Source organism: Streptomyces phaeochromogenes, from assembly GCF_001418655.1.
GTDB lineage: Bacteria > Actinomycetota > Actinomycetes > Streptomycetales > Streptomycetaceae > Streptomyces > Streptomyces phaeochromogenes.
This window is the reverse complement of sequence record NZ_LIQZ01000087.1, coordinates 18,709-36,783: the sequence shown is the minus strand read 5'-3', so window position 1 is coordinate 36,783 and position 18,075 is coordinate 18,709. Positions and strand designations below refer to the sequence as shown.

The 18,075-nt window shown below is 70.9% G+C and carries 13 protein-coding genes; 7 read left to right on the top strand and 6 right to left on the bottom strand.

The window, feature by feature from the left end; all coding sequences use genetic code 11:
• The first annotated feature begins 4 nt into the window (after positions 1-4).
• From AOK17_RS12715 to AOK17_RS12700, 4 genes are all read left to right on the top strand, one after another.
• Positions 5-1,699 (top strand): ABC transporter ATP-binding protein, encoded by a 1,695-nt coding sequence (locus tag AOK17_RS12715; RefSeq protein WP_055612526.1) that lies wholly within the window; start codon positions 5-7, stop codon positions 1,697-1,699.
• The gene (locus AOK17_RS12710) at positions 1,696-3,645 is read left to right on the top strand and encodes an ABC transporter ATP-binding protein (RefSeq protein WP_079052977.1); all 1,950 of its coding nucleotides are present in this window, start codon (positions 1,696-1,698) and stop codon (positions 3,643-3,645) included. Before AOK17_RS12715 ends, AOK17_RS12710 begins: the two co-directional genes overlap by 4 nt.
• Complete coding sequence (locus AOK17_RS12705; protein WP_055612525.1) at positions 3,645-4,709, top strand: iron-siderophore ABC transporter substrate-binding protein; 1,065 nt, start codon at positions 3,645-3,647, stop codon at positions 4,707-4,709. The genes AOK17_RS12710 and AOK17_RS12705 overlap by 1 nt, the downstream gene beginning before the upstream one ends.
• Positions 4,710-4,872: 163 nt before the next feature.
• Positions 4,873-5,400, top strand: a complete 528-nt coding sequence (locus tag AOK17_RS12700) for an NUDIX hydrolase family protein (RefSeq protein WP_055612524.1) — start codon at positions 4,873-4,875, stop codon at positions 5,398-5,400.
• Positions 5,401-5,416: 16 nt separating this feature from the next.
• Here the strand turns inward: AOK17_RS12700 and AOK17_RS12695 are convergent, their stop codons facing one another.
• From AOK17_RS12695 to AOK17_RS12685, 3 genes are read right to left on the bottom strand one after another with little or no spacing between them, the layout of a single operon-like run.
• On the bottom strand, positions 5,417-6,457 hold the full coding sequence (locus AOK17_RS12695; RefSeq protein ID WP_055612523.1) for a ComEC/Rec2 family competence protein: 1,041 nt from the start codon (positions 6,455-6,457) through the stop codon (positions 5,417-5,419).
• On the bottom strand, positions 6,454-7,740 hold the full coding sequence (locus tag AOK17_RS12690; RefSeq protein WP_055612522.1) for a hypothetical protein: 1,287 nt from the start codon (positions 7,738-7,740) through the stop codon (positions 6,454-6,456). The genes AOK17_RS12695 and AOK17_RS12690 overlap by 4 nt, the downstream gene beginning before the upstream one ends.
• Positions 7,737-8,909 carry a caspase family protein gene (locus AOK17_RS12685; protein WP_055612521.1) on the bottom strand — a complete coding sequence of 391 codons (1,173 nt, stop codon included), beginning with the start codon at positions 8,907-8,909 and terminating at the stop codon, positions 7,737-7,739. Before AOK17_RS12685 ends, AOK17_RS12690 begins: the two co-directional genes overlap by 4 nt.
• Before the next feature lie 134 nt (positions 8,910-9,043).
• Between AOK17_RS12685 and AOK17_RS12680 the strand changes: the two genes are divergently transcribed.
• Positions 9,044-10,126 (top strand): DUF2235 domain-containing protein, encoded by a 1,083-nt coding sequence (locus tag AOK17_RS12680; RefSeq protein WP_055612520.1) that lies wholly within the window; start codon positions 9,044-9,046, stop codon positions 10,124-10,126.
• 144 nt (positions 10,127-10,270) lie between these two features.
• Here the strand turns inward: AOK17_RS12680 and AOK17_RS12675 are convergent, their stop codons facing one another.
• Entirely contained in the window at positions 10,271-13,645 is a 3,375-nt protein-coding gene (locus tag AOK17_RS12675; RefSeq protein WP_055612519.1) for a pyruvate carboxylase, read from the bottom strand.
• Between the two features lie 203 nt (positions 13,646-13,848).
• On the bottom strand, positions 13,849-14,799 hold the full coding sequence (locus tag AOK17_RS12670; RefSeq protein WP_055612518.1) for an SDR family NAD(P)-dependent oxidoreductase: 951 nt from the start codon (positions 14,797-14,799) through the stop codon (positions 13,849-13,851).
• A 270-nt stretch (positions 14,800-15,069) separates the two neighbouring features.
• On the opposite strand from AOK17_RS12670, the gene AOK17_RS12665 reads away from it, so the two are divergent.
• Entirely contained in the window at positions 15,070-15,501 is a 432-nt protein-coding gene (locus AOK17_RS12665; RefSeq protein ID WP_055612517.1) for a VOC family protein, read from the top strand.
• 65 nt (positions 15,502-15,566) lie between these two features.
• On the opposite strand, the gene AOK17_RS12660 is transcribed toward AOK17_RS12665, so the two are convergent.
• Positions 15,567-17,414 carry an ABC transporter ATP-binding protein gene (locus tag AOK17_RS12660; RefSeq protein WP_055612516.1) on the bottom strand — a complete coding sequence of 616 codons (1,848 nt, stop codon included), beginning with the start codon at positions 17,412-17,414 and terminating at the stop codon, positions 15,567-15,569.
• 439 nt (positions 17,415-17,853) lie between these two features.
• Between AOK17_RS12660 and AOK17_RS50720 the strand changes: the two genes are divergently transcribed.
• Complete coding sequence (locus AOK17_RS50720) at positions 17,854-18,024, top strand: hypothetical protein (RefSeq protein WP_157881317.1); 171 nt, start codon at positions 17,854-17,856, stop codon at positions 18,022-18,024.
• Positions 18,025-18,075: the final 51 nt, after the last annotated feature.

Below are 18,075 nucleotides of genomic sequence, written 5' to 3'. Positions count from 1 at the left end.
ACGGGTGAGTCCTTCAACTCCGTCGGGGCGGGACGTCCTGCGGGAATCGGTAAGAGGGCAACGGCGGGACGTCGCCCTCGGCTCGCTCCTCGGCTCCGGGCATCAGCTGGGCGAGGCGCTGGTCCCGGTCCTGATCGGTGTGGTCATCGACCGTGCCGTCACCAAGTCCGACACCGGCGCCCTCGTCCTGTGGCTCGGCGTCCTCGCCGTGGTCTACGTGGGGCTGGCGCTGAGCTGGCGCTTCGGCGCCTGGTCCGGCGACCGCTCCGCCGCCCGGGCGGAACACACCCTGCGGATCGCCCTCGTACGACGGGTACTGCATCCCGGCGGCGGGGCCGAGGAAGGCCGGCTGCCCGGCGCCCTCGCCAACATCGCCACCGAGGACGCCAAGCGCGTCGGCGCCGTCAACATGGCGGTCATGTACGGGATCTCGGCCCTGGTCGGCATCCTCACCACCGCTGTCGTCCTGCTGCGTACGTCGGTGACGCTCGGCCTGGTCGTCCTGCTCGGCACGCCCGTGCTGCTCTGGCTGGGGCATCTGCTGAGCAAGCCGCTGGAGACCCGCAGCGCGACCGAGCAGGAGCGCGCGGCGCACGCCTCGGCCGTCGCCGCGGATCTGGTGGCCGGGCTGCGCATTCTCAAGGGCATCGGCGGCGAGTCGACGGCCATCGCCCGCTACCGCACCACCAGCCGCGACTCGTTGCAGGCCACACTCAAGGCCGCTCGCGCGCAGGCCTTCCAGAGCGGCATGGTGCTCACCCTGACGGGATGCCTGATCGCCGTCGTCGCCCTGGTCGGCGGGCGGCTGGCCGCGCAGGGCACCATCAGCCTGGGCCAGTTGGTGTCGGCGGTGGGGCTCGCGCTCTTCCTGCTCGGACCACTTCAGGTGCTCGCGTGGGTCAACGCCGGGCTCGCCCAGGGCCGCGCCTCGGCCACCCGGATCGCGGAGGTCCTGGCGACCCCGCACACCGTCACGGCCGGAGACCGGATCCTGGCTCAGCCGGTGCGCGGCGCGGTGCGGCTGACCGGTGTCAGCCACGGGGGCCTGCGCGAGGTAGACCTGGACATCGCGTCCGGCGAGCTGCTGGGCGTGGTCGCGACCGACCCCGCGCACGCCACCGACCTGTTGCGCTGCCTGGCCCGGCGGGCCGACCCGGACAGCGGCACGGTGGAGCTGGACGGCGTGGCCCTGCGGGACCTGGATCCCGCCGAGTTGCGTACGGCGATGCTGGTGGCCGAGCACGACGCGGACCTCTTCGAGGGCACGGTCCGCGACAACGTCACGGCCGGCGCCCCCGACTCCGCCGATCCCGAACCCGCGATGACCGCGGCCGGGGTGGCACAGGTCGCCGAGACACTGCCCGGCGGCGAGGACACGGCGGTCGGTGAACGCGGTCGCTCGCTCTCCGGCGGACAGCGCCAACGGGTCGCCCTGGCCCGTGCGTTGGCGGCCGACCGGCCCGTCCTGGTGGTCCACGATCCGACCACCGCGGTCGACGCGGTGACCGAGGCGGGCATCGCGTCCGGCATCCGGGAGATCCGCAAGGGCCGCACCACGGTCCTGGTGACCACCAGTCCCGCGCTGCTCTCCGTCACCGACCGGGTGGTGCTGCTCGACGACGGCCGGGTCACGGACACCGCCCCGCACGCCGACCTGATAGCCCGTCATGAGACCTACCGCACGGCGGTGCTGGCATGAGCGACTCCCCCGACACACCGGCCACGGGCCCGACCGGCGCGGCCCCCGACGACGGCTCGGCGCTTGACTTCGGCTCGGAGCCCGCCGGCCGCGAGCTGCTCCCCACCGCGACCCCGGCCCGCACCCGCGCCGCGGTCCGCGAACTCGTGCGTCCGCGCCGGGGCCTGGCGGTCGCCGGCTTCGCGGCGATGATCGTGGCCACCGGTGTGGGCCTGCTGGTCCAGCCGCTGCTGGGCCGCATCGTGGACATCGTCGCCGACCACCGCCCGCCGGGGGACATCACTCTCCCGGTCGTCCTGCTGGTCCTGGTCGCCCTCGCCCAGGGCGCGACCACCGCGCTGGGCCTGTCCCTCGTCTCCCGGCTCGGCGAGACCGTACTGGCGCGGCTGCGCGAACGCTTCGTGGAGAAGGCGCTGCGGCTGCCCCTGGAACAGGTCGAGAAGGCGGGCGCCGGAGACCTCACCGCCCGGGTCACCCGGGACGTCTCGGTGGTGGGCGAGGCGGTGCGCGACGCGCTGCCCGAACTGGCCCGCTCCCTGCTGGCCATCGCGCTGACCCTGGCCGCGATGGCGGCCCTGGACTGGCGGTTCTTCCTCGCCGCGCTCATCGCGGTGCCCGTCCAGGCGTCCACCGCGCGGTGGTACGTACGCAACGCCGTGCCGCTCTACGGCCGGCAGCGGATCGCCACCGGGTCCCAGCAACAGCAGCTCCTGGACACCGTCGCGGGCGCCGGCACCGTACGGGCGTTCCGGCTGGAGGAGGAGCACACCGAGCGGGTGACCCGGCGGTCGTCGGCGGCGGTCGAACTGACGCTGCGTGGCGTGCGGCTGGTGCTGGACTTCTACAACCGGCTGCACATCGCCGAGTACGCGGGGCTCGCGGCCGTCCTCGTCACCGGGTTCCTGCTCGTGCGCGGCGGGTCGGTGTCCATCGGCACCGCGACGGCCGCCGCGCTCTACTTCCACAGCCTGTTCACGCCGGTCAACGCGGCGCTCGTCCTCCTCGACGACGCGCAGTCGGCGACCGCGGCGCTGGCCCGTCTCGTCGGGGTCGCCGACCAGCCGTCGCCCGAACCGGAGAAGCCCGAAGCAGGGAAGTCCGAAGCGGAGAAGCGGGCCCACGCACCGCGGCCCCGGACAGCGGCTGAGGCCGAGGCGAAGGCGGGCGGCACGGTCACCGTGACGGGCATCCATCACGCGTACGAGCCGGGCCGCCCCGTCCTGCACGACGTGGACCTCACACTCCGGGCGGGCGAGCGCGTGGCCCTGGTCGGCCCGAGCGGCGCGGGCAAGACCACCCTGGCCAAGCTCATAGCGGGCGTGCACCGTCCGACGGCCGGCTCGGTGCGCGTGACGACGAACGGCGCCGGGGAGTCCCGCGACGGGGTGCCGGTCGCGCTGGTCACCCAGGAGACGCACGTCTTCGCCGGACCGCTCGCGGACGATCTGCGCCTGGCGCGGGCCGGCGCCACCGACGCCGAACTGCGCACGGCACTGACAGCGGTGTCCGCTCTGGACTGGGTCGTGGCGCTGCCGGAGGGCCTGGACACGGTCGTGGGCGAGGGCGGACACCGCCTCACCTCCGCGCAGGTCCAGCAACTCGCCCTGGCGCGGCTCGTGCTGGCCGATCCGCCGGTGGCCGTGCTGGACGAGGCGACGGCCGAGGCCGGGAGCACCGGCGCCCGTCTCCTGGAGCAGGCGGCGGACCGGGCGGTGGACGGCCGTACGGCGCTCGTCGTCGCGCACCGCCTCACCCAGGCCGCCACCGCGGACCGGATCGTCGTCATGGACGGCGGCCGGATCGTGGAGAGCGGCACCCACGACGAGCTGTGCGCCGCGGCCGGCGTCTACGCCTCCCTGTGGGAGGCGTGGTCCGGCACCCGCGCCACGGCCGACCAGACCCCCACGCACCACCGCCCTGACACCACCACCCTGAAGGACCACTGATGCCCGGCTCTTCCAGAAGAGGCACACGCCTCGTCGCGGCGCTCGCGTCGGCACTCCTCCTCTTCACCACCGCCGCGGCCTGCGGCTCCGAGGACGACAGCTCCGAGGCGGGCCCGGACTCGTCCGCGTCCGCGAACAGCGCCTTCCCGGTGACCATCGCCCACAAGTACGGCAGCACGACCATCAAGTCCGAGCCGAAGCGGATCGTCACGGTCGGGCTGACCGACCAGGACCCCGTGCTCGCGCTGGGCAAGGTGCCCGTCGGCACCACCCAGTGGCTCGGCGACTACAAGGGCGCCATCGGCCCCTGGGCCGCCGGCAAACTGGGAGGCGCCGAGGCCCCGACCGTGCTGAAGGACACCGGCACGGGCCCGCAGACGGAGAGGATCGCCGCGCTCCGCCCCGATCTGATCCTCGCGGTCTACAGCGGTCTGACGAAGGACCAGTACACGACCCTGTCGAAGTTCGCCCCGGTCGTGGCCCAGCCGAAGGAGTACAACGACTTCGGTGTGCCGTGGCAGAAGCAGACCGGGATCATCGGCAAGGCGCTCGGCCAGGAGAGCAAGGCAAAGGACCTGGTCAAGGGCGTCCAGGACGACATCGCGACCACGGCCGAGGACAATCCCGAGTTCGCCGAGTCCACCGGCGTGATGGCGACCCCGTACGAGGGCATCTTCGTCTACGGCAGCCAGGACCCGCGCTCGCGGATCCTGACCGACCTCGGCTTCGAGCTGCCCAAGGACCTGGACAAGGTCATCGGTGACGAGTTCGGGGCCAACATCAGCAAGGAGCGCACCGACCTGCTGGACACCGACGCGATCGTGTGGATCGTCGGCGACACCACCAAGGACGCGGCCACGCTTCACAAGAACGCCCTCTACGCCGACCTGAACGTGGTGAAGCAGGGGCGTGAGGTCTTCGTCAAGGAGGCGGGCGACTACGGCAACGCCGTCTCGTTCGTGTCGGTGCTGAGCCTGCCGTACATGCTGGAGCGCCTGGTCCCGCAGCTGAGCGCGGCGGTCGACGGCGACACGGCCACGAAGGTCACCGAGCCGACGTCCTGACGACGTCCGCACGGACACCCGGCGCATGTATACAGAGGTCCGGGGCCACGGACGATCCGTGGCCCCGGACCCGCTGTGGCACGCACGTGACCCCGGCCCCGGCTGTGTCACGCGACACGCTCGCGACACGAGACCCTGAAAGTATGATCAACCAATGTCTGACATGACCGAAACCACGCCCGGCTGGCTCCCGCACGACGAACTGGAGCAGGCGCGCGCACGCATGCCGATCCTGTACGTGGAGGCCGTACCCGTCCGCGTCGACGACAGCGGCGAAGTCACCAGCATCGGACTGCTGCTCCGCATCGGGTCGGACGGGACGGTCAGCCGCGCGCTCGTCTCCGGCCGGGTGCTGCACCACGAGCGGGTGCGGGACGCCCTGCTGCGCCACCTGGAGAAGGACCTCGGCCCGGTCGCACTCCCCCGCGTCCCGGCCTCGCTGCAGCCCTTCACCGTCGCCGAGTACTTCCCGACGCTCGGGGTCACGCCGTTCCACGACCCCCGCCAGCACGCGGTGTCCCTCGCCTACATCGTCCCGGTGTCCGGTGACTGCCGGCCGCGGCAGGACGCTCTCGACCTGGTCTGGTTCAGCCCCGAGGAGGCCGCGTCGCCCGTGGTCATCAACGAGATGCCGGGCGGCACCGGAGCCCTCCTCAAGCAGGCCCTCGCGCACATCGGCCACCTGTCCTGACGGCGGGCGCCCGTCCTCAGAGTTCGAGAGTGACGAACCCGTCCGGCTCGTCCGGTGCCGGGGACCTCACGGTGTAGCCGAAGCGATCCTTCAGGCCCGTGACGTCCCACAGCGCCGCACGGTCGCGGTAGTTGAAGACGAGCTCCTTCTCCACCCCGCCGTGCTTGAGGATCCGGGCGATCGCGATCTCGTTGGGATGGTCGTGCCGCGCGCCGCTGGTCGATATCAGGTAGCGGTCGCAGTCGATCAGGTCGAGGAGATCGTTCGAGAGGTTGTGGTCGCTGCCGTGGTGGGCGACCTTGAGGAGGTCGACGTGCATCCGTCCGCCCTCCGCCTCGGCCCGGGGCCGTATCGACGCCACGAGCCGGCGGTCGTCGGCGTCACCGGTGAGGACGACCCGCTTGTCCTCGAACTCGAAGAGCAGACCGATGCTCGACACGTTCGTCTTCGACGTGTCCGGCTTGAACACCGACGCGGCCAGCCGGTCCACGTTCACGCCGCCGAAGTGCTCGAAGCCCGGGACCGGGGCGTTCTCCTCGGGATCCCTGCCGGGGATCAGACCGTGTCTGGCGCATTCCGCGGTCCAGGCGGGCGCCAGTTTCTCCAGTTGCCTGCGGTCGGGTGAGAGCACGTCCATCGTGGATCCGTCGTCGAACCACGCGAGTTCCCGGCCGACCTCGACACTTCGTCCGCCGAACGCGTCGTTCCACGGCACCTTCTGTTCCAGCAGGGCGCTGGTGAGCTTCTCCCCGTCCTGGGCGCCGAACCCCTCGGCGTCGAGGAGATGGTCGAAGCCGTTGAACCACACGTCCCCGAACTCCACCGACCGGTCCGGGTCGTCCAGCAGGGCGAGCACCCCGAGGATGTGGTCCTGGTCGACATGGGTGACGACGAGCAGGTCGACCTGACCGTCGAGCCCGGCGAGCGTGGGCTTGATCAGCGGGTACGTGCCCGAACGGCCGCCGTCGACGAGGATCCGGCGTACGAAGCCGCCGTCGCCGTACTCCAGGAGCAGGCAGTCGCCGTCCTCCCCGGGCATCATCATGAACCGGATCATTGCTGACTCCCTCGCAGAGCGGCGATCACGAACGGCTCGCGCATGTCGACCCGCCACGACAGGCGGCGGGCCTGTTCGAGCCGCGCGGCGCACCCGGGGTCGTCGGGGAACTCGGAGAGTCCGTGGATGAGGCGGCTCAGCCCCAGAGTGAAGACCGGCACTCCGCGGTCGAAGGCCTCGACCAGGGCGTCCCGCGCCGCCTCCCGCTCCGGCTCGGTGTGGGCCCGGCGCAGGTGCCGCATGGCCCAGAGCAGGGATCCGTCGCTCATCCAGTCGAACTCGTGCCTCAGCCGGGACAGCCACGGGTCCCAGCGGTGCGGCTGCTCGGTCAGCTCGCTGCCGACCAGGACGTAGGCGCCCGCCACCGCCGCGAGCGGGTTGGTCATCCTGCCGTCGTAGAGCATGGCCTCCGCGTCCCTGACCAGCGTCGCCGCCGCGTCGAAGGCGCCCCGGGCCATGTACGCCAGGGCGGGCCCCACCCGGCTGTCGCGTACGGACACCGAGACAGCGCTGCCGGTCGGGCTCTGCCGTTCGTTGACCAGGACCTCGATCTGCGCGGCACCCCAGGGCGCGGGCAGGGTCACGACGTACTCGGTGCCGGCCAGCGAGACGACCAGGAACTGGCGTGGGCCCAGGGGCACGTCGAGCACCGGCCTGCCCCGCTCGTCGACCGGGCCGTGTTCGCCGAAGCGGTACAGCCGCGCGGCGGCGTCGCCCAGTTCGAGACTGGCGACGGAGTGCGGTTCGGAGCGGGCGATCTCGAACGCGACCAGTTGCTTCGCGGGCCCGTCGGTCAGCCGGAGCATCGACGGGAACTGCCAGCTCGTCGGCTTCGGGTCGCCGACCCAGGCCGCGTGTCCGGGTTCGACGAACGCGCCGCGCTCCCAGGTCCCGGACCGCGAGCCCAGGGAGCGGGGCACGGGGATCGGGGCCCCGTCGTGGTAGGCGCCGTAGGACTCGATGTTGCCCATGAGGTGCTGCCAGGAGTGCGACTCGAAGGGCGAGGCCGCCGGGCGGAGCGTCACCTGCTTCTCCTCGCCGTCCGCCACCTCGGCGTCCTTGGAGAGCACGACACCGGAGGGCAGTGTGGCGGACACGATGTAGTGGCCGGGGGCGACCTCGAACCGCGCCGGAGGAGCCGTGGTCCCGCAGGGAAAGAGGACGGCGCGGTGGCCGGGGCCGCTGCCCTCGGACGGGTAGATGTTGCCGACCACCTTGGCCCCGTCGGCGAGGTCGGCCTCGTGGAGGCTCAGTTCGACGTTGACGCTCAGGCCCGCGCTCATGGCTTCTCCAACTTCACGCGGCGGAACACCGGACGTACGGTGACGGACTTGGTCCGCACGTCCTGGTCGCCGAGTCTGGCCTCGAAGTCGTAGTCCCCGAAGCGCAGTTCGATGGCCCACTCGCTCTGGGGGTCCTCGCCGTCGATGTCGCCCGCGGCCCGATGCAGCCGTTCAAGACCGTCTTCACGGCAGACGAACTCGGCCTCGGCGTTGTCCTCGGCGGGATCGCAGCCGACGTACACCGGGACGACCGGCGGACCTGGCAGCTGGTGGAGGACGAACACGGGCAGTTCGCCGACCGAGGGGACCTGGACGCCCGCGACCGCCCCGGCGAACCGGGGCTGGCGCATGAAGTGGTCGATGGCCTTCAGCAGGTCGGAGGTGTCGACGCGCCAGTCGCCCTCGGGATCGTCGCTGGCCGCGCCGTCGAGGCTCTTCAGGAGGGCCTCGGTGAACAGGCTCACCTGACCGGGCCGCGCGTGCGAGCGGTCGCCGGACAGGGTGGCGTAGTACGGGATGTGGAAGCGGCGGGGCAGATCGAGGGGCCGTGTCCCGGCGCCGAGCGGCGAGCGCCCCGCGAAGCGCGCGCCCGAACGCTCGATGAGGACATCGGAGTTGGACCTGCAGGCATCGACGAAGAAGACCTGCTCGCTGGCCCTGCACCGCTTGAGGCCGTTCATCAGGCCCGCGAAGTCCAGTGCGCTGTTGAGGGGGTTGTGCTCGTCGGCGAAGATGTCCGCGGCCAGGAGCGCCATGTCGTCGCCCTGCGAGACGCCGTGGCCGCAGAAGTAGAAGACGAGCCGGTTGTCGACATGGCTGTCGCCGCGGTCGTACCACTCGGTGACCGCCGTGAGGATGTTGTCGATGGTGGCCGTCTCGACCTCGTGGGCCTGCTGGGTGCGGGGGTTCACGAACGGGGCCGGCGTTTCCTCGCTGAGCAGCAGGGCGACGCTGCCGAGCGGTCGCCCGGGGTCGTGGTACTCGGCCAGCAGCCAGGTCGCGAGAGTGCGGGCCGAGATGGGCGGCGAACTGAGCTGCCGCATTCCGTCGGAATCGGCGACCGGTGCCTCGCCCCCGGCGAGGTGGGGATACTTCCCGACGCCGATGACCAGTGCGTGGGTGCACGGAGAACCGGCGTGCTCATCGAGGTGGACCACGGAACCGGCCATGGATCCTCCGGAACCCCTACTACCGCACCGGAGCATGCCCGCAGGCAGCATTTTCCCTATTATATTCCTGAGACATCCAATATGTCCCGAGATGTCACCAGTGACCGTGTTCCCCGGTGAACGTGAGGCCCCTCATGGCCAAGAATCTCGTCGTCTGTCTGGACGGCACGGGCAATCAGTTGAAGGCGAAAGGGAACACCAACGTCGTCCGGCTCTACGAAATGCTGGACCTCAGCGATCCCGCCCGGCAGATCGCCTATTACGACCCCGGTGTCGGCACGTTCTCGGCCGCGGGCGCCTGGACACCTGTGGGCCGGCATCTGTCGAAACTCCTCGGTCTCGCCTTCGGCTCCGGAATGCGGGCCAACCTCGCCGAGGCCTACACGTATCTGATGCGGCACTACCAACCGGGCGACCGTATCTACGTGTTCGGCTTCAGCCGCGGGGCCTACACCGCCCGCGCCCTCGTGGGCATGCTCAAGGCGGTCGGCCTGATGCGGCCCGGCATGGAGAACCTCGTCCCGTACGCCGTGTCCGTCTACGCGAGGAACAAGGACTGGACGCGACAGGACTGGGACCAACTCCACCGATTCGCGGGCGCGTTCAGCAACGCGGTCGACGGGCGGGTCGGCATCCGCGTCGAGTACCTGGGGATCTGGGACTCCGTGAAGGCCGCGGGCCTCCTGCGCTGGAACCTGCGGTGGCCGTACACCCGACAGGCCCCGAACGTCCGCCGCATCCGCCACGCCGTGTCCATCGACGAGAAGCGCAGGCCCTACCGCGAGTACCTCGTCACCCCCGCCGACGGGGACAGGAAGCCGGCCGTGCCGTCGACGGTCGAGCAGGTGTGGTTCGCCGGGGTCCATTCCGACGTCGGCGGGACCTTCGACGACGATCCCCGGCTCCCGACGATCACCCTCAAGTGGGTCGTGGACGGCGCCCTCGAAGAACGGGACGGCGAGCCCGAAGCGCGCCTCCTCCTCAAACCCCGGGCCTACGAGCGCGAGGTGACCCTCGTGCCCGAGGACGCCCTGGGCAACGTGCACCGGATGGGCTGGATCTGGGCCCTGCTCACCTACCGGCGCCGCGGACTCCCCCAGGGCGCGCACGTGCACGAGAGCGTCCGCGCGCGGCTGGAGAAGGACGCGGGCTACGCGGACCGGATCCCGTCGACGGCGGTCTGGTCGGACACGGGCTGGCTCACGGCCCGGCAGTGATCCCAGCGGCCGGTGGAGGTACGAGCCCACGGGTTCGCCGCTGATCATGCCCGACGGCGAACCGCCCCCGGGACCCATCGATTCCCGCCGAACCCGCCGACCCTCCAAGCTCACCCAACTCGCCGACCGGGACCGCCGGGAGGCTCAGCTGATCTCGACGAGCAGGTCGCCGCCCTCCACCTGCTGGATCTTGTTGATGGCCAGCCTGGACACTGTTCCGGCCTTCGAGGCGGTGACCGAGGCCTCCATCTTCATGGCCTCGATGGTGGCCACCGTGGCACCGGCCGCCACCTCGTCGCCCTCGGCGACCGCGAGGGTCACGACTCCGGCGAACGGCGCGGCGACATGGCCTGGGTTGGCCCGGTCGGCCTTCTCCGTGGCCGGGACGTCGGAGGCGACCGAGGTGTCGCGCACCTGGATCGGCCGCAACTGGCCGTTCAGGGTGGACATCACGCTACGCATTCCGCGTTCGTCGGCCTCGCCCACGGCCTCCAGCTCGATGAGCAGCCGTACGCCCTGTTCAAGGTCGACCGCGTACTCCTTCCCCGGACGCAGCCCGTAGAAGAAGTGCTTGCTGTCCAGCACGCTGGTGTCGCCATAGGTCTGACGGTGTGTCTCGAACTCGCGCGTCGGGCCGGGGAACAGCAGCCGGTTGAGTGTCGCGCGGCGCTCCTTCACCAGCCCCTCGCGGTCGTCCGCGGTCAGTTCCTCGACCGGCTTGGGGGCGGCGCGGCCCTCAAGTGCCTTGGTGCGGAACGGCTCGGGCCAGCCGCCGGGCGGGTTGCCCAGCTCGCCGCGGAGGAAGCCGATGACGGAGTCGGGGATGTCGAACCTGTTCGGGGTCGCCTCGAAGTCCGCCGGTGAGACGCCGGCGCCCACCAGGTGGAGCGCGAGGTCACCGACCACCTTCGAGGACGGGGTCACCTTCACCAGATGGCCGAGGATGCGGTCGGCGGCTGCGTACATCGCCTCGATCTCCTCGAAGCGGTCGCCGAGGCCGAGCGCGACCGCCTGGGTGCGCAGGTTGGAGAGCTGCCCGCCGGGGATCTCGTGGTGGTAGACCCGCCCGGTCGGCGCGGCAAGCCCCGCCTCGAAGGGCGCGTAGATCTTGCGGACGCTCTCCCAGTACGGCTCCAGGTCGCCCACGGCCTGGAGACTCAGCCCGGTGGACCGCTCGGTGTAGTCGGTCGCGGCGACGATGCCCGACAGCGAGGGCTGCGAGGTGGTGCCCGCCATCGAGGCCACCGCGCCGTCGACCGCGTCCGCGCCGGCCTGGATCGCGGCGAGGTAGGTGGCGAGCTGACCGCCCGCGGTGTCGTGGGTGTGGATGTGCACCGGCAGGTCGAACTCGCGGCGCAGCGCCGATACGAGGGTCGCGGCGGCCGGAGCGCGCAGCAGGCCCGCCATGTCCTTGACGGCCAGGACGTGAGCCCCTGCCTCGACGATCTGCTCGGCGAGGCGGAGGTAGTAGTCCAGCGTGTAGAGCCGCTCGGACGGGTCGGACAGGTCGGAGGTGTAGCAGAGGGCGACCTCGGCGATCGCCGTTCCCGTCTCCCGTACGGCGTCGATGGCGGGGCGCATCTGCCCGACGTCGTTCAGCGCGTCGAAGATCCGGAAGATGTCGATACCGGTCGCCGCGGCCTCCTGCACGAAGGCGTCGGTCACCTCGGTCGGGTACGGCGTGTAGCCCACGGTGTTGCGGCCACGCAGCAGCATCTGCAGACAGATGTTCGGCACGGCCTCGCGGAGCGCGGCCAGGCGTTCCCAGGGGTCCTCGGCGAGGAAGCGCAGCGCGACGTCGTAGGTGGCGCCGCCCCAGCACTCCAGGGACAGCAGCTCGGGCAGGGTCCGCGCCACGACGGGCGCGACGGCGAGCATGTCCTTGGTACGCACCCGGGTGGCGAGCAGCGACTGGTGGGCGTCGCGGAACGTGGTGTCGGTGACGCCGATGGCCGGTGACTCGCGCAGCCACCGGGCGAATCCCTCGGGGCCGAGTTCGACGAGCCGCTGCCGGGACCCGGCAGGCGGCTCCGTGGCCGACACGGGCGGCACCTTGGTGACGGGGTCGCTCAGCTCGGGCCGTTCGCCGTGCGGCTTGTTCACCGTGACGTCGGCGAGGTAGGTGAGCAGCTTCGTACCGCGGTCGGCGGAGTGACGGGCCGTGAGGAGGTGCGGACGCTTCTCGATGAACGACGTCGTGACCTGGCCGGCCCGGAAGTCCGGGTCGTCCAGCACCGCTTGCAGGAAGGGGATGTTGGTGGCCACACCGCGGATGCGGAACTCGGCCACGGCACGGCGGGCGCGGCCGATCGCGGTGTTGAAGTCGCGTCCCCGGCAGGTGAGTTTGACCAGCATCGAGTCGAAGTGCGCGCTGATGTCCGTACCGGCGTGGGTGGTGCCGCCGTCCAGCCGGATGCCCGAACCGCCGGGCGAGCGGTAGGCGCTGATCTTCCCGGTGTCGGGGCGGAAGCCGTTGGCCGGGTCCTCGGTGGTGATACGGCACTGGAGTGCGGCGCCGTGCAGGGTGACGGTCTCCTGGGAGAGCCCGAGGTCGGCCAGGGTCTGGCCGGAGGCGATGCGCAGCTGCGACTGCACGAGGTCGACGTCGGTGACCTCCTCGGTCACCGTGTGCTCGACCTGGATGCGCGGGTTCATCTCGATGAAGTGGTAGTTGCCCTCGCGGTCGAGCAGGAACTCCACGGTGCCCGCGTTGCGGTAGCCGATCTCCCGGGCGAACCGTACGGCGTCGGCGCAGATCCGGTCGCGCAGCTCGGGGTCGAGGTTCGGCGCGGGGGCGAGCTCGATCACCTTCTGGTGGCGGCGCTGCACCGAACAGTCGCGCTCGAAGAGGTGGATGACATTGCCCTCCCCGTCCGCGAGGATCTGCACCTCGATGTGGCGGGGTTCGACGACGGCCTTCTCCAGGAAGACCGTGGAGTCGCCGAACGCGGACGCCGCCTCGCGGGACGCCGCCTCGATGGACTCGCGCAGCTGGGCGGGCTCCTCGACCCGCCGCATGCCACGCCCGCCACCGCCCGCGACGGCCTTGACGAACACCGGGAAGCCGATGTCCTCGGCGGCGCGGACGAGTTCGTCCACGTCGTTGGAGGGGGCGGAGGAGCCGAGCACCGGCACGCCTGCCGCGCGGGCGGCGGCCACCGCGCGCGCCTTGTTGCCGGTCAGCTCCAGCGTGTCCGCGCTCGGGCCGACGAAGGTGATGCCGGCCTCCTCGCAGGCGCGCGCCAGGTCGGGGTTCTCCGAGAGGAACCCGTATCCCGGGTAGACCGCGTCCGCTCCCGCGCGCTGCGCCGCGCGGACGATCTCCTCGACGGAGAGGTAGGCCCGGACCGGGTGTCCCGGCTGCCCGATCTCATAAGCCTCGTCCGCCTTCAGCCGGTGCAGTGAATTGCGATCCTCGTGCGGGAAGACGGCCACGGTTCGCGCGCCCAGCTCAAAGCCGGCACGGAACGCACGAATAGCGATCTCACCACGGTTGGCGACCAGCACCTTGCGGAACATTTGGATCCCTTCAGCCTGCCCGGTGACGCGCACCATCGTGTCGGCCCCGCCCGCCCCGCGCCATGTGAGCCGGGCCACTCGTCCGGATGCCTCCGGCCGCCGGAGCAGCCGGATACCCGGGCAGGACGCCCGGTGAGTGGCACAGCGGGCCACCGGTCAACTTCTTGAGCGGTCGGGCGGCTACCCAGATACGGGGTGCACAGTCACGCGGGCCCGAAGGTCGGATCGATCCCGGTCAGGTCGCGGCTGGCCTCCCACAGTCGTGCCGCGGTGTCCCGGTCGGCCAGCCGGTCGCCGACCGGTTCGAGTCCGGGCGCGCCTCGCAGGCCGAGCACCCGGGGTCCCCACAGCTGCCCGCCGCTCACGGACGGGTCGAGAACGGCCCGTACCGCAGGCCAGGCCGCGTGCTCCTTGCCCTGGACGAGCAGACCCGCGGGCAGGCCGCGCAGCCGTTCGCCGGTGGTGCGCCGGTGCACGTCCGCGCGTTCGGGAGTCAGGGAGTCCAGCGCGCCGCCGGGGTGGGTCACCACGCTCGACACCGTGCTCGCGGCGGCCCTCAGCCGGCGGTCGAGCTCGAAGCCGAAGAGCATCTGCGCGAGTTTGGAGCGGGAGTAGGTGCGCTTGGGCCGGTAGTCCCGGGTGCTCTGCAGGTCGGAGAGGTCCAGCCGCACGGACTTGCCCGTGAAGCTTCCGGTGGTGACGACACGGCCGGCGGGCGCGGCCTCCAGCAGGGGCGCGAGCCATCCTGTCAGCGCGAAGTGCCCGAGGTGGTTGATGCCGAACATCCACTCATTGCCGTCCGCGGTCTCCCGGCGCTCCGGCTCTTCGATCAGGACCCCCGCGTTGTGGACCACCGCGTCCAGGCGGTCCACCTCCAGGGCGTCCACACAGGCCCGCAGTGAGGACAGGTCGGCGAGGTCCAGCCTCAGCCGACGTACGCGCGCGTCGGGGACGCGGGAGCGGATGGAGACCATGGCCGCTTCGGCCCTGGCCGCGTCGCGGCTGCCGAGCACCACCGTGGCGCCGGTGCCGGCGAGCTGCTCGGCGACGAAGTACCCGATGCCCGCGTTGCCGCCGGTGACCAGGAAGGTCTTGCCGTCGGCACGCGGCAGCCGGTGAACGGACCACGGTCGGGACTGGACTGCGGACAACATGGCACGCTCCTTGCGCTCGGGACGATCTGGCGGTGGCGGACGGGCCGTACGTTCACGGCCCGTCACCCACATCCCCAAGATCCCGACGGCCTCCGACAGATCACCGACAGATGCCGTCAGCCGCCTACAGGCAGGCGACACGGCTGCTCGTCCAGGCGTCATCCAGGCGACCGATACGGCTGCCCATCCGCAGCCGGGCCGTTGACGAGACCCTGGACAATCTTCGAAGGCGCGGGCCGGACCCGCGTCGCTGAGAGGCAGGAGACGTCCATGACCGTTCTCGACTCCCCGGTCCCGCGCTTCCATCTGGCCATGCCGGTCGACGACCTGACGGCCGCCCGCCGTTTCTACGGCGAGGTGCTGGGCCTGGAGCAGGGCCGCAGCTCGGGCACCTGGGTGGACTGGAACCTGCACGGCCACCAGTTCGTCACGCACCTCGCGCCGGAGCGTGCCCAGCGGATACACAACCCGGTCGACGGCCACGACGTACCCGTGCCGCACTTCGGGCTGATCCTCACGGTCCCCGCGTTCCAGCAGCTGGCGGACCGGCTGCGCGCGGCGGACGCAGAGTTCGTCATCGAGCCCTACGTCCGCTTCCGGGGGCAGACCGGCGAGCAGTGGACGATGTTCCTCCTCGACCCGGCCGGCAACGCCCTGGAGTTCAAGGCGTTCGCCGACGACTCCCAGGTCTTCGCCGCCTGACGCCCGACCGGCACGCCTTCAGAGCACCGACCGGCTCGTATTCAGAGCATCCGACCACATCACGTTCAGAGCAGGTCGGCCCGGGCGGGGCTGCCGTCGAGGGGGTCGTCGGCGGGGTCGATGGCGTCCTCGTCGAGGAAGCCGCCCGACTGGTGCTGCCAGAGCTTCGCGTAGGCGCCCTCCGAGGCGAGCAGTTCCTGGTGTGTGCCCTGTTCGATGATGCGTCCGCGGTCGAGGACGACGAGCCGGTCCATGGTGGCGACCGTGCTCAGCCGGTGCGCCACCACGAGTGCCGTCCGTCCCTCCATGAGCCGCCACAGCGCCTCCTGGACGAGGATCTCGCTCTCGGAGTCCAGCGCGCTGGTGGCCTCGTCGAGCAGCAGGATCGGCGCGTCGCGCAGGATCGCCCTCGCGAGAGCGACCCGCTGGCGCTGTCCGCCGGACAGCTTCACGCCGCGCTCGCCGACCATCGTGTCGAAGCCGTCCGGCAGCGCGTCGGCGAACTCGGCGACGTGCGCCGCCTCGGCCGCCCGGCGGATCTCGGCGTCGGTGGCGTCCGGCCGGGCGAACGCGATGTTCTCCCGCAGTGTGCGGTGGAACATCGCCGGGTCCTGCGGCACATAGGCGATCAGACCGCGCAGGTCGGCCTGGCGCAGCCTGCTGATGTCCTGGCCCCCGATCAGGATCCGGCCCGCCTCGATGTCCGTCATCCGCAGCAGCAGCCGGGTGAGCGTGGTCTTGCCGCCGCCGGACCGTCCGACGAGGCCGATCTTCGTCCCGCTGGGCACGGCCAGGTCCAGGTCCTCGAAGAGGGGCCGCCCACCCCCGTGGGCGAAGGTCACCTGCTCGAAGCGGACGTCGGCGGCCCCGGGCAGCGGCGCCGGCGACGGCGGGTCGAGCACGGTGGGCGGCGCAAGGAGCAGTTCGGTGAACTGCGAGGCCTCCGTCATCGAGCTCTCCAGGCGACGGTAGATCTGGTTGAACTCGAACATGATCCGCGTCGCGTTCGTGTAATACGTGAACGCGACCACGACCGCCTCCACGCCGAGGCTGCCCCCGCCGAGCGCGACCGCGAGCAGCAGGCCCAGCGCGTTGGTCAGTACGGACATCGGCGCGACCAGCGTGTCGATGCGCAGGTTGCCGTAGTCCCACGACCGCAGCGTGAGCCGTCGCGACTGCGCGACGCGGGAGCGGTGCTCGGCGGCCTCACGTTCCTCGGCCGCGAACGCCCGGACCGTGTCCATGTTCATCAGGCTGTCGGCGACATGGCCCGCCACCCTGGCGATCGCTTCCTCGCGCTTGTCGACGAGCACCTGACGGCGGCGGATGAGGGGCACCACGATCAGCGCCGTGAACGCGATCATCGTCAACAGGCCGACGACGAGCAGCGGTTCATAGCGCCACAGCACCACCGACCCGAACACGAGCGGCACGAGACTGCCCACGACCTGGAACGTCAGTGTGTCGACGAACTCCTCGAAGCGGGACGCGAAGCTCAGCACCCGCTTGGTCAGCGCCCCGGCGAAGTTGTCGTGGAAGAACGCCGCGTCCTTGGCGAACAACTCGTCCATGCCGACCACGTACAGCCGCTCAATACCGCGGGCGGCAAGGCGGTTCAGACAGTGCAGGCCGATGCGCCACAGTATTTCCGCGAGCAGCAGGACACCGGCGAAGCCGAGAACGTACGGCAGCGTCGAGCCGAGGTCGATACCTGCGTCACCGGCGATGCGGCCGACGAGCTTCGCGACGATCAGCGGCGCGATGTAGTTGATGCCGATGTTGCCCAGTGCGGGCAGCAGCATCGCGGGTGCCGTCAGCCATCTGAGCCGGGCCAACTCCCGTCCGTAGTATCGGAGTGCAAGGAGCACCGACCCCTTGCTCCGCGGAACCTCTCGCGATTCGGGCGATCCCATTCCAACCCTGTGGTGTTGTGTGCCGACTGGAACCAAATCGTCCCGCGCCGGAACCCCCGGAGTCCAAGCGTTTTTCTCAGCCATTGGCCCGCCGCCTACCGGTGTGCCGCCGTACGCCCGCGTGCGCGCCGGTACTTCCCGGTGGCGCCTCCCTCACCGCCACCGGGGCGCGTCAGGTACACGCGGTAGAGGCGGCAGACACGTCAGAGGCGGCACACGCGGAATGGACCACCGCAGAATGTTTTCACCACGGGCACAGAATTGTTTCGCGTTCTCCTCAATTGCGTTCCGCCCACCGCGATTTGTCCACCGGGCCGGGCCATGGGATTGCCTCACCAATTGGCGGGCATAATTGCGTGCGAATCTCAGTCCGGCCGGTTGAATGGCTCCATCGACACCGCTCGTTCACCCGGGTACGACACGAAGAAGGACCAGCCCTGTGATACCCAGCTCAACCCGGAACGACCATCTGCCGGTCTACGAGAGCCTGGTGCGTGAGCGCGGTGACGTCGTGGAGGAAGCCCGCGTGGCGGCCGAGCAGACGCAGCGCCAGATGGCCGAAGCACTCAACGGGCACGAAGCAGTTCAGCCGGAGCAGGGTCCCCGGTGAGCCCGCTCCGGCCGGGCGGAGCACACCGCTGTAACCCACACACCCCCCGGA